At 67.8% G+C, this 12,206-nt stretch carries 11 protein-coding genes; 4 read left to right on the plus strand and 7 right to left on the minus strand.

All coding sequences use genetic code 11. The annotated features are described in order from the left end of the window. Positions 1-38 precede the first annotated feature (38 nt). Positions 39-1,454, plus strand: coding sequence for an FAD-dependent tricarballylate dehydrogenase TcuA (gene tcuA / locus AKI39_RS11450; RefSeq protein ID WP_066635836.1), 1,416 nt, complete (start codon positions 39-41; stop codon positions 1,452-1,454). Continuing rightward, entirely contained in the window at positions 1,441-2,691 is a 1,251-nt protein-coding gene (gene tcuB, locus AKI39_RS11455; RefSeq protein ID WP_066635840.1) for a tricarballylate utilization 4Fe-4S protein TcuB, read from the plus strand. The genes tcuA and tcuB overlap by 14 nt, the downstream gene beginning before the upstream one ends. Before the next feature lie 43 nt (positions 2,692-2,734). On the opposite strand, the gene AKI39_RS11460 is transcribed toward tcuB, so the two are convergent. Next, positions 2,735-4,045: a cation:proton antiporter gene (locus tag AKI39_RS11460; protein ID WP_066635843.1), complete on the minus strand. Its 1,311-nt coding sequence runs from the start codon at positions 4,043-4,045 to the stop codon at positions 2,735-2,737. Between the two features lie 124 nt (positions 4,046-4,169). Further along, positions 4,170-4,970 (minus strand): hypothetical protein, encoded by an 801-nt coding sequence (locus AKI39_RS11465; RefSeq protein WP_066635846.1) that lies wholly within the window; start codon positions 4,968-4,970, stop codon positions 4,170-4,172. A gap of 119 nt (positions 4,971-5,089) precedes the next feature. Here AKI39_RS11465 and AKI39_RS11470 point away from each other — a divergent pair, with 119 nt between their 5' ends. Then, entirely contained in the window at positions 5,090-5,860 is a 771-nt protein-coding gene (locus AKI39_RS11470; protein WP_066635847.1) for an IclR family transcriptional regulator, read from the plus strand. Positions 5,861-5,867: 7 nt separating this feature from the next. Here the strand turns inward: AKI39_RS11470 and AKI39_RS11475 are convergent, their stop codons facing one another. Next, positions 5,868-6,878: a TauD/TfdA family dioxygenase gene (locus AKI39_RS11475; protein ID WP_066635849.1), complete on the minus strand. Its 1,011-nt coding sequence runs from the start codon at positions 6,876-6,878 to the stop codon at positions 5,868-5,870. Between the two features lie 151 nt (positions 6,879-7,029). Here AKI39_RS11475 and AKI39_RS11480 point away from each other — a divergent pair, with 151 nt between their 5' ends. Further along, complete coding sequence (locus tag AKI39_RS11480) at positions 7,030-7,983, plus strand: LysR family transcriptional regulator (protein WP_145925248.1); 954 nt, start codon at positions 7,030-7,032, stop codon at positions 7,981-7,983. Here AKI39_RS11480 and AKI39_RS11485 read toward each other — a convergent pair. The 4 genes from AKI39_RS11485 to AKI39_RS11500 form a co-directional block, all read right to left on the minus strand. After that, entirely contained in the window at positions 7,925-8,914 is a 990-nt protein-coding gene (locus tag AKI39_RS11485; protein ID WP_066635853.1) for a Bug family tripartite tricarboxylate transporter substrate binding protein, read from the minus strand. The genes AKI39_RS11480 and AKI39_RS11485 overlap by 59 nt on opposite strands. A 76-nt stretch (positions 8,915-8,990) precedes the next feature. Then, on the minus strand, positions 8,991-10,535 hold the full coding sequence (locus AKI39_RS11490; protein WP_066642768.1) for a class I adenylate-forming enzyme family protein: 1,545 nt from the start codon (positions 10,533-10,535) through the stop codon (positions 8,991-8,993). A 38-nt stretch (positions 10,536-10,573) separates the two neighbouring features. Beyond that, positions 10,574-11,308: a CoA-transferase subunit beta gene (locus AKI39_RS11495; RefSeq protein ID WP_066635862.1), complete on the minus strand. Its 735-nt coding sequence runs from the start codon at positions 11,306-11,308 to the stop codon at positions 10,574-10,576. After that, positions 11,301-12,134: a CoA transferase subunit A gene (locus tag AKI39_RS11500; RefSeq protein ID WP_066635865.1), complete on the minus strand. Its 834-nt coding sequence runs from the start codon at positions 12,132-12,134 to the stop codon at positions 11,301-11,303. Before AKI39_RS11500 ends, AKI39_RS11495 begins: the two co-directional genes overlap by 8 nt. Positions 12,135-12,206: the final 72 nt, after the last annotated feature.

Here is a 12,206-nt window from a genome sequence, read left to right on the forward strand (position 1 = left end):
TCTACAGTCCGCAGCTGTCCAAGGAGGGCTAGAGAGCCATGTGGGATGTATTGGTTATCGGCGGCGGCAACGCCGCGCTTTGCGCTGCGCTCATGGCCAGGGAGGCCGGTGCCAGCGTCCTGATGCTGGAGTCCGCGCCCAAGGAATGGCGCGGCGGCAATTCGCAGCACACCCGCAACCTGCGCTGCATGCACGATGCGCCGCAGGACGTGCTGGTCGAGGCATACCCGGAAGAAGAGTTCTGGCAGGACCTGCTGAAGGTCACGGGCGGGATCACCAACGAGCACCTGGCGCGACTCACGATCCGTGCCTCGTCGACCTGTCGGCCCTGGATGCGCAAGCACGGGGTGAATTTTCAGCCCCCGCTGTCCGGCGCGCTGCATGTGGCGCGCACCAATGCCTTCTTCATGGGCGGCGGCAAGGCCCTGGTCAATGCCTACTACCGCAGCGCCGAATCGCTGGGCGTACAGGTGCGCTACGACGCGCCCGTCGAACGCCTGGAACTGCGCGACGGCCGCTTCGTCGCGGCCTTCGTCGGCCAGGAACGCATCGAGGCCAAGGCCTGCGTGCTGGCGGCCGGCGGCTTCGAATCCAACCGCGAGTGGCTGCGCGAGGCCTGGGGCCAGAACGAGCGCGGCGAATGGCCGGCGGACAACTTCCTGATCCGCGGCACGCGGTTCAACAAGGGCGTGCTGCTGAAGTTCATGATGGACGCGGGCGCGGACATCATCGGCGATCCGTCGCAGTCGCACTGCGTGGCCATCGACGCGCGCGCGCCGGAGTATGACGGCGGCATCTGCACGCGCATCGATTGCGTGTCGCTGGGCGTGGTCGTCAACCGCGACGCCCAGCGCTTCTATGACGAAGGCGAGGATTTCTGGCCGAAGCGCTATGCGATCTGGGGCCGCCTGGTGGCGGGCCAGCCTGACCAGATCGCTTATTCGATCATCGATGCCAAGGCCGTCGGCCGCTTCATGCCGCCGGTATTTCCTGGCACGCAGGCCGATACGCTGGAAGAGCTGGCGCGCAAGCTGGGCCTGGACGAAGCTCGCTTCATGCAGACCATGCGCGAATACAACGAAGCCTGCCGCGTCGGTACGTTCGACCACACCACGCTGGACGATTGCCACACCGAGGGCATCGCGCCTGCCAAGACCCATTGGGCCCGTCCCATCGACCGCGCGCCGTTCTTCGGCTATCCACTACGGCCCGGTATCACGTTTACCTACCTGGGCCTGAAGGTGAACGACGAAGCCGCCGTGCACTTCAATGGCATGCCCAGCGACAACCTGTTCGTCGCGGGAGAAATGATGGCCGGCAACGTGCTCGGCAAGGGTTATACCGCCGGTGTCGGCATGTCGATCGGCACGGCATTCGGCCGCATCGCGGGTACGCAGGCCGCGCTGGCCGCGGGAAAGAAATCATCCATGGGAGCCGCCCTTGAAACAGCTTGAAGCCCTCGTCAAACAGGCGAGCGCCATGCATATCGTTACGCCCGACGCTTCGGTCACCCCGGCCCGCACGGCCGAGGGGCACAGCGCCATGAAGGAAACGCCCGTCAAGTTCGTGCGCGCCGGCGCCCAGGCGCCGACCACCGAAGACGAAGAGGAAGTCGCGCGCGTCATGCAGATCTGCAACGCCTGCCGCTACTGCGAAGGCTTCTGCGCCGTCTTCCCCGCGATGACGCGCCGCCTGGAGTTCGGCAAGGCAGACGTCAACTACCTGGCCAACCTGTGCCACAACTGCGGCGCCTGTCTGTACGCCTGCCAGTACGCGCCGCCGCACGAGTTCGGCGTCAACGTACCGCAGGCCATGGCCAAGGTGCGGGTGCAGACCTACACCGATTACGCGTGGCCCGCCGCCCTGGGGTCGCTGTACAAGCGCAACGGCCTAACGCTGTCGCTGGCGACCGCGGCGATGCTGGCCTTGTTCCTGGCGCTGACGATCCTATCCGCCGGGTCGTTGATCCACGCTCCGCTGGCCGGCAACTTCTACGCCATCTTCCCGCACAACACGCTCGCACTGATGTTCGGCGTCGTCTTCCTGTTCGCCATCCTGGCGCTGGGCATCGGCGTGACGCGCTTCTGGCGCAATGTGTCGCCGGGCAAGGCCAGCGGGCCGGCCGTGGCCGAAGCCGCGCACGACGCCTTGCGCCTGCGCTATCTGGACGGCGGCCACGGCAAGGGGTGCAATGAAAACGACGACGCCTTCACGCTGGCGCGCCGCCGCTTTCACCACTTCACGTTCTACGGCTTCATGCTGTGCTTCGCCGCCACCTGCGTGGGGACGCTGTATCACTTTCTGCTGGACTATCACGCGCCGTATCCTTTCTTCAGCGCGCCGGTCCTGCTGGGTACCGCGGGCGGCATCGGGTTGCTGATCGGGCCGGCCGGCCTGCTGTGGCTGAACCTGCGCCGGCATCCGGAGCAGGGGGACGTGGCGCAGCGCCCGATGGATCGCGGTTTCATCGTGCTGCTGTTCCTGATCTCGCTGACCGGGCTGGGGTTGCTGGCGTGGCGCGATACCGGCGCGATGGGCCTGCTGCTGGCCATCCACCTGGGCGCCGTGATGGCCTTGTTCCTGACGCTGCCCTACAGCAAGTTCGCGCACGGCATCTACCGCAGCGCCGCGCTGCTGAAGTGGAATATCGAGAAGCGCCAGCCGAACTCGCTGCAACTGGGTTCGGACTAGGCCTCAGGCAAGCTCCATCCCGCGGGGCGGTCGCGGGCGCGGCTTATTCCTCGACCGGTCTTTCCCGGTAGTACCACGTCAGTACCGGCAAGGCGGAAATGCCGTGCACGAAGACCGATACCGTGATGACGCTCAACAGGATAGGCACTAGCGGCTTGACCTGGCCCGCGGCGTGCTCCAGCGCGAACAGCAGGTAGAAGAACGTGCCCACGCCGCGGAATCCCAGCCAGGACGCCACCAGGCGCTCGCGCCAGGGCGCGCCCGTGCCGGCCATGGCCGCCTGGACGGCCACCGGCCGGGCAACGAAGAAGAGCAGCGCGATCATGGTCAGTGGCGCCCAGCCGATCAGTTCGCGCCAGTGCGCGGAGATCACACTGCCTATCAGCAGCATCAGCGCCAGTTCGACGATACGTTCCATTTCCACGGAAAACGCCATCATGGATTCGGCAAGGTAGGCGTGCGCCAGTTGAGGGTCCTGGGCCGCTTCGCGGCCTTCGCCGCGCGGGACATCGTGCAGGGCTTCGCGTGGCCTTTCGTCGCCGGTGGCCCGCATTTCGCGCCGGCGCAGGGCCACGCCGGCACAGAAGACCGCCAGGAAGCCGTAGCCGTGCACCAGCAGAGTCAGTCCATAGCAGGCGGTCATCAGTCCCAGGGCGAGGAAGCCTTCGAAGCCCAGCGCCTTGGCATAGCGGATCCGCAACCGGGCCACCAGGGTCTGGGTGAATGTTCCCATCGCCCAGCCGATGATCGTCGCGGCGACGATGCCCCATGCCAGTTCGCCGGCAAGCTTCCACGCCGGATCCAGCGCAGCGGCCGGCGTTCCGCACAGCATGACGCCCAACAGGGCGAAAGGATAGGCGGCGCCGTCGTTGGCGCCCCCTTCGCCGGACAGGGAAAAGCGCAACGGATCGTCGTCGCCGGCCTCGCGCGGCCGCAGCTCGCTGGCCAGCACGGGATCGGTCGGTGCCAGCGCGGCGCCCAGGACCAGGGCCGGTCCCAGCGGCAGTTGCAAGCCGTAGTAAGCAGCAGCCGTCATCACCGCGATGGTGATGATCATCGCCGGCAGTGCCAGCCGGAATGGAGGCGACCATAAGGGATGGCCCAGCGGCGCGCGTAGATGCAGGCCGATCGCGAATAGCGCGACGATCAAGCCGGCCTCGGTAATGATCCGTACGGTATGCGTGTCCCGATAGATGTCGATATCGAGCAGGCCGGCGCCCGCGGGGCCGATGGCGAAGCCCACGGCCAGGTAAATCATGGAGCCCGTGACGGGCAGGCGCGCGATCACATTGCGCGCCAGCGCCATGGCGATCAGCAGGGCGCCGACCAGCACGTACCAGATGGCTTCGATCATGGGAAAGTTTCCGCCTATTGCGCCAGGGTGCGCCGCCAGGCAAGGCCCGCCCGGCGGCATCGGCGCGCTTCAGCACGTGCCATGCCCATCCTTGCGGGGGGCGCGGTGTCTGGTCCTTCGCCGATCAGCCACGGACACGGACGGGAGGAATCCTGGCCGCGTAGGCGTCGAGGTTGGCGGCGCACGTGCGTTCGTCCAGTTTCTTCCTGGCGTGGGCGGCCATCAGCCCGGGGCCGCCGGTTACCACGTCGTATACACGCTGCGACGCGGCCGTGAGAAGGACACGAGTGACCTCCTGCGCCAGGTCGTGCCGGTTCTGGCCGGCGTTCACGATGCGCAGTTCGCGCGGCGGCTTGCGCGGCAATTGGCTCAGCCCATTGTCCTGGACGTCCAGGCGCACCAGGCGTTCAGGCAACGGCTCCGGCAGGGACGTCAGGTTGTTTCGGGAGACGTCCAGCACGACCAGCCGCGCCGGCAGCGGCGTTCGCAGGAGCTTGATCCGGTTGCCCGCCAGCACCAGGAACTGGATGCCGCAGGGTAGCTGGGTGACTTCGGACAAGCGGTTGTCCGAGAGATCCAGGCTGAAGACGTTCGGAATGACGGGCGGAATCCGGAGCAGGCCCAGGCCCTTCAAGGACAGCTTGGCATTGCCGCCTTGCGCGATGGCCGCTTCGATGCGCAGGCGGGCGGTGGCGCGGTCTTCGCCCACTTCGGCGCCTTGCACGTAGCTGTCCAGTATCCTGGCCAGGCGCGGATCCAGCTTGATGCCGCTGGAGACGGCGACGGGTTCGCCGGGCGCGCCGGCCTGTTCGATCGCCGCGACCGCCTCGTCCAGGGCACTTCGTGCCACAAGGACATCCGCCTGTGGAGGCCGCAGGTCCAGCGACACGTTGGGATTGTTGCTCAATGGGCTTATGACGATCATTATGGCAACCTCGGGGTAGGGAAGCACTAGGCGCGTTTCCGTTACGGGCACGGCCCGGCGGTTCCAGGCCTGGCGGCCGCTTGACTTCCGGCGAATCGGAAAATCACGAATCCGGACTTATGGATAAAACGCTACTGAAGGGCCTGATGGTGCTGGAGGCCGTGACCGAGGTCGACCACCGGCCCCGCACGATCGAGGAACTGGCCGCACGGGTGGGACTGACGCGCAGCAATACGCATCGCACGCTGCAAACCCTGGTGCATGCGGGCTATATCGCGAAGGACGACGACAGCGGGGAATACCGCGCCACCGTGCGGCTGTTCGAGCTGGGCGCACGGCAGCTGGCGCGCATGGACGTACGCAAGCTGGCGCAGCCGGCCATGCGCCGCCTGGCGGAACAGTCGGCGGAAACCGTGCATTTGTCGCTGCTGGACGGCATGGAGGTCGTGTACATCGACAAGATCGACAGTGCCCAGCCGGTGCGCGCCTATTCGTATGTCGGCGGACGCGCACCCGCGTACGCGGTGGCCACGGGCAAGGTGTTGCTGGCCCACCAGCCGGAAGGCTATATCGCGCGCTACGCCGATGCGCTGCAGCCGCACACGCCGAGGACCATCGTTTCCATGGCGGCGCTGGAAGAAGAAATACGCAAGATACGGCGCCAGGGCTACGCCGCCAACCGCGGCGAATGGCGCGCCACCGTGGGCGGCGTGGCCGTGGCGATCTTCAACAGCCTGGGCCAGCCGGTGGCGGCATTGGGGATTTCCGGCCCGCTGGAACGCCTGACCGCCTCGCGCATGCGCGAACTGGCGCCTGCCGTGGCGGCATCCGCGGCCGAAGTCTCCGAACTCATGGGGTATCGGGCGGCGGCGCATGCCGGGCCGCCCTGATCAGCCCTCAACCGTTATAGAACCTGCGCCCGTGGTTCCGCAGCCACAGCCTGACCAGATGGCGCTTGCGGTCTTCTTCTGCGTAGTCGACGAAGGCGGTCCGGCGATGGCCCAGGCGGGTGTTGTCGACGATCTGGATCTGGCCCGCCTCGAAGAAGAATTCCCGCGACCAGCGAGGCTCCATCATGATGGATTCCAGCGTGTACAGCGCGGCCTTGGTCTGTTCATCCATTTCCTGGCCCGCCATGGCGTAGCCGGTGACTACATGGCGATGCGACAGGCGGCACAGGGTACGGCCCTCGTGCGTCTGGAACAGGGGATGGCTGATCAATTTGGCGTCGTCCGGCGCATGTTCGCGCTGGCGGTCGAACAGGTAGGGCTGGTATAGCCGCTCCACCAGGTCCGGATGCGAGGCGAGCATTTCGTTATAGACCGAATAGAAGCTGACGATGCTGCTGATGCCGCCTTCCATGGCCGGGCGCAGGCACAGCAGCGCCACGTAGTCGGGCGGATACAGGTTATAGCTGTTGTCGGTATGGAAATTCTGCTCGGCGTTGGTGATGTCCGGCCGCACGCCGTTGCCCGGTGGCTTGCCCAAGTCGCGCACGTCATAGATGACCTTGCCGTCCCAGCTTTGTGCCACCGGCCGCGAGACGATCTGGGCCAGCAGCCAGTACACGGCGCGCGCCTCGTCGACGGTGTAATCGTCCATGGGCAGCTTGTCGACGATCACGAAGCCCACGCCGTGTTCCAGGACGGCGCGCGCGCGCGTCATCATCGCGCGGCAGGCGGGCAGGTCGAAATCCTCGATCTGCAGCAGCGGCGTCGGCAGGGGATTGCGCCTGAGGGTCTCCACGAGTTCGTCCAGCTCCTTGCGGCTGCCGGCGTCCAGCGCAATGATGCCGTCCTCGGGCGCCAGCGTGTCGCGGCGCCAGACGACCGGGCCTTCGAAAGGCGTGTCGCGGGCCCGGATGGACTCGTCGTGATGTTCGGCAAGAATGCGTTCGATGGCGCCCATGTCTTCCTCCGGTTTTGCGGCCGTGCGAGGCGGGTTCGCGGTGTACGGCTCGATCACAGTCTAGGCGCCGGCATTGATCGAAGAAAGCGATTTATTTTTTAGAAACTTCATCGGATACTTCGATGTAGCGCAACGCATCCCGGAGCACCGCATGCACATACGGCAGTTGGAGACCTTCATCCGCATCGTCGATACCGGCAGCTTCGCCGGCGCGGCGCAGGCCATGCATGCGACGCAATCGACGATCTCCGCGCGCATGCGCGAGCTGGAGGCATCGCTGGGCGTCCCCTTGTTCGACCGCAGCGGCCACCGCGCCGTGCTGACGCCCCGCGGCCGGGCGCTACTGGCCCGCGCGCGGCAGATGGTCGGCCTTGCCGCGGACATCGCGCGCGATATCGGCGATGCGCACGGCGCCAGCGGCATCGTGCGCATCGGCGTGGCCGGGTTGGTGGCGATGACCTGGCTGCCTCGCCTGATGGCCGCGCTGCGCCAGCGTTTTCCGGCGGTGACCGTGCAACTGGAGATCGCGTTGACCACGCCGCTGGTCGAACGCCTGGCCACTGGGGAGCTGGATCTGGCCATCGCGACGGGGCCCGTGCACGGCGCGCGCCTCGCGTGCCTGTCGCTGGGCTACGACGAGTTCGTCTGGATGGGACCGCCCGGGCTGGCGTTGCCGCCTCGCGCGCTGAGCCCGGCGGAACTGGCGGAGTTGCCGGTCCTGGGCTTGTCCGAGGCATCCCATCACTATCCGGTGATCGAGCAATGGTTCAGCGCCGGCAAGGCCTCCTACCAGCCGGTGGTCTCTTGCAGCAATGTCCGGGTGCTGGCCGACCTGACGATGGCCGGCCTGGGGGTGAGCCTGCTGCCCCTGCGGTCCTGCCGCCAGGAGCTGGAAGCCGGACAGCTGCGCCGGATTGACGCACGGCCAGCGCTGCCACCGGTGGAATTCGTGGCGGTCCACAAGCGCGACGTGCTGGACCCGCTGGTAGGCGCCATCGCGGCGCTGGCGCGCGAGACCAGCGAATTCCCCGCGATCGGACTTCCCGCTACTTCTTCGCGATCTCCTTCCCGCCGGCAGCCTGCACGACCGCGGTCCACTTCTTGAGTTCGGCCTGCAGCATCTGCGTGGTCTGGTCCGGCGTGGTGGTGACGGCTTCGGCGCCTTGCTGGCGGAACTTTTGCTGGACCTCCGGCATGGCCCCGACTTCCTTCATGGCGGCGGCCAGTTTGTCGATCACGGGCTTGGGCGTGCGCGCCGGCGCGAGCACGGCATAGGCATTGGTGACGTCGTAGCCACTCACGCCTTCCTCTTGCAGCGTGGGCAGGTTGGGCATGCTGGGCGAGCGCTTGGCGCTGGTGACGGCCAGGACATGGATGCGCCCGGTGTTGATGTTGCCTTGCAGGGCCGGCAGGGTTTCGATGACCAGGTCCACCTGGCCGCCCAGCAGCGCAGCCACCGACGGCCCGCTGCCCTTGTACGGCACGTGCATCAGGTTGGTGTGCGTGTCGGCCTTGAACAGTTCGACGGCCATCTGCTGCGGCGTGCCGGGGCCGGCGGATCCGAAGGTCAACTGACCGGGTTTCTGTTTGGCCAGCGCGATCAGTTCGGTGATCGATTTGGCGGGCACCTTGCTGTTGACGGCGACGACCATGGGCACCGTGGCGGCCATGGACACCCCGACGAAGGCCTTGCCGAGGTCGTAGGGGCTTTCGCCCAGCGCGGCATGGATGGAATGGCTGCCCAGCGCACCCAGCAGCAGGGTATAGCCGTCCGGGTCGGATTTGGCGACGTGGTCCGCGCCGATCTCGCCGCCCGCGCCGGCGCGGTTTTCCACCACCACGGTCTGGCCCAGCTTGTCGGTCAGGTATTGCGCGTAGATGCGGCCGGCGGCATCGCTGGCGCCGCCGGGCGGAAAGGGCACGACCAGCTTGATGGGCCGGGACGGCCAGTTGTCCGGCTGCGCCTGGGCGGGCGCCGCGGCCGAGCACAGGGCAAGCACGAACGCGCTTGCGAGGGTACGCCAGTGATGATGCATGATGAGTCTCCTTCAATATCCCCTTGGGGGTTTGTGTATGCGCCGCGTTCTTCGACGCGGCATGACGACTGCTTGCTCATGCCGGGCCGGCGTGGTCCGCGCGCAGGCGCGCGGCCAGGAGGGACCGGTCCACCTTGCCGACCGCGTTCTCGGGCAGCGCGTCCACGGCGATGAAGCGCTCGGGCACGTAGATGCGTCCCAGCACGCGCAGCATCTCGCCGCGCAGCGCCGCTTCGTCGATGGCGCCGCCGTTCCGGCCGACCACAAAGGCCACCGGCACTTCGCCCAGGTCCGCATGCGGGCCGCCCACCACCGCGCACGCGGCCACGGCGGGCAGGGCGGCCAGCGCGCGCTCGATGACCGTTGGGGATATGTTTTCCCCGCCGCGGATGATGACGTCCTTGATGCGGCCGGTGATGCTGAGATAGCCGTCCGGGTCGAAGCGGCCCAGGTCGCCGGTGCGCAGGATGCCGTCGGCGATGCCGGGATCGGCCGCGCCGATATAGCCGGTCATCAGGTTGTCGCCCGCGATGCAGATTTCGCCCTCCGCGCCCGGCGCGGCGACGCCGCCGTCCGGACGGCGCAGGAAGACGCGCTGGCCGGGGAGTACCGTTCCCACGGTGCCGATGCGCCGCGCGTGCGGCGGGTTCATCGTGGACGTGCAGGTGGCTTCGGACAGGCCGTAGGAAACGATGAGCGGACAGCCCAGGAAATCCTCGATGCGCCGATGCAGGGCCTCGGTGATGGGCGCGGAGCCGCAGCGCGCGAAGCGCAGCCGCGCCAGGTCGGCGCGGTCGAAATCCAGTTCCAGCATGCGCGCATACATGGTCGGCACGCCGGTGATGATGGTGGGTGCATGGCGCCCCATCAGGCCCGGCATGTCCTCGGCGCGAAACCGGCCGCCCAGCGCGATGGCGGCGCCGGCGAGCAGGGGCGCCAATACCTGGTTGTTGATGGCGTTGGTGTGATGCAGCGGCATGACGTGCAGGAGGCGGTCGTCCTGCCGCAGCCCGGTATGCGCGGCGACGCCGCGCGCGTTGCATAGCAGGCCGCGATGGTTCAGCAGCACCCCTTTGGGGCGGCCCGTGCTGCCGGAGGTGAACAGCAGGAGCGCCGGATCGCCGGGGCTGACGTCCGCATCCCAGCCGGCCGCGGCATCCGGGTCATGGCGCTCCCAGTCCAGCAGTTGTGTCGCGGGCAGGCCACACGCCGCCGCCAGGTCGCCGTGCGCGGCGTCGTACACCATCCATGCCAGGCCGACGGCGTCGACGCGCCTGCGGGTTTCCTCGGCGGAAATGCGCGGTTCCAGCGGGCAGGGGCAGGCCCCGGCCGCCAGCGCGCCCAGCAGCACCATCACTTGCGCGGGTGTGCGCGCCATGGCCACGCCGACGAAATCGCCGCGCCGCACGCCGGCCGCGCGCAGCCAGCCCGCGATGCCGGCCACCCGATGGGCGAGCTCGCCATAGGACAGCGTGCCGTCGTCGTGGACCAGGGCCGGCCGCCCGCGCCAGGCGGGGGCAGTCCAGCGCCGGCGCAGCTCGGCCACCAGGTTACTTTCCGGGATTTCCGCTTGCGGGCTGGCCTGTGTCGAGATGGCGTCTTTGTGGACGTCCTTGTGCATGGAGGCTCCTTCCTGTTGGCGCGCGGCGCGGCTGGCCATCAGCGCAGCTTGACCGCCGCGTCGCGCTCGAACTGTCCGTCGGGGTCCAGCGCGCGCAGCGCGCGCAGTTCCCGCTCGGTGGGCGCTTGCGTCGGCGCCGCGCCCGTGGCGTCGAACTCGAAACCGGTGCGCGCGCGCACTTCGTCCAGGCTGGCCTCCGGATGCCAGGACTGCAAGGCCAGCCGGCCGTCGCGCTTCACGAATACCGCGATTGGGGTCACCACCCCATGGAAACCGCCCCAGGAGGTCGTGAAATCGAGCTTGCGCACGAAGGTGCGAGTGGAATGTTCGGTGCGCCAGGTGCAGGCGCGCCGGGCGGTCGGCAGCATGACCGCGCCGCCGCCGCCACCGGGCAGGCGCACCTTGGGCCGATGCCAGTCGCCGATGCTGGAATTGTTGGCGCAACCGTTGCCGTCGATCTGCGCCGCACCCAGGAAGGTCAGGTCCATGCGCCCGCGAGTGCACAGGTCGTAGAAGTCCTCGTTGGCGAAAATCGATGCCGAGCGCTCGGCCAGTACCGGGTCTGAACTGGACAGCGGCACGTGCGAAGGCCGCGGATCCACGCCGCCGGCCACGTTGATGTAGACGAAGTCCCAGTCGTAGGCCTGCTTGGCGAGCAGGCAGGCCAGCATGGGGAAGGTGGAATTGACACCGCTGAACGTGATTTCGTCGGGCCGGATGAAGCGGGCCAGGTTGATCGCGATATAGGAAAAGGGAGACCAGGCTTCACGCATGGAGGGCCTCCTGGCTTTCGGGCGCCTCGGCCATGTGGGCGTCCAGGGTGCGCGTCGTGTCCATATAGCGTTCCACCGCCGGATAGTCGATGGCGTAGTCCGGCCAGCACGATCCCGGCCAGGCGCCGTGCGGGACCACGGCCAGTGCCTGCACCATGAAATAGGGCACCACGGTGGCTTCCGGTTCGCGTTCGAACACGGCACTGTCCACCATGCGCTCGGCCACCACCAACACGCTGCCGGCGGCGCGGCTCATGATGCGGTCCCAGTGATAGGTGCCGCGCACGCGCACGTTGCCCTGGGCATCGACCTCGCTGGCATGGATCACCGCGAAGTCGGGACGGACGGCGGGTATGACCCAGGTCTTCTGCCCGCTGCCGTAGGGATCGTCCAGGCACGCCCAGCCGTTCAGCGCGGGCAGGTCGCTGCCGTGCACGCCGCCGCAGGGCATGAAGGGTACGCCATAGGCCGCGGCACGCAGGCCGGCGGTCAGGGTGGCGCAGGCGTGCTCCTCCAGTTCCACCTTGCCTTGCTCGATGGCCTTGCGATAGCCCGGCGCCAGGCCGAAGTTGCCCTCCATGGCGACGATGCCGGCGCGCACGCGGCGCAGGACGCCGGCCCGGCACAGGATGTCGACGTCGTAGCCGGGGGATTGCTTGATCAGTTCCAGGTCGCGGCGGCCCTGCCGGATCAGTTCGCGCACCAGGGCGAACGGACCGCGGTGCAGGAAGCTGCCACCCAGCGCCACCGAAGCGCCGTCGGGAATGAGCGCGGCCAGTTCGGACAGGGTGCGTTGCTTGTCGGGTTGATTGAAGCCGGATCCCATGATGCGGTGTCTCCTCGCGGTTTTCCTGCGCCTGCAGGATGTTCCTGCGCGGCGCGTTTACGTATGCCTTGC

It is taken from the genome of Bordetella sp. H567 (genome assembly GCF_001704295.1).
In the GTDB taxonomy this organism is placed as follows: domain Bacteria; phylum Pseudomonadota; class Gammaproteobacteria; order Burkholderiales; family Burkholderiaceae_B; genus Bordetella_C.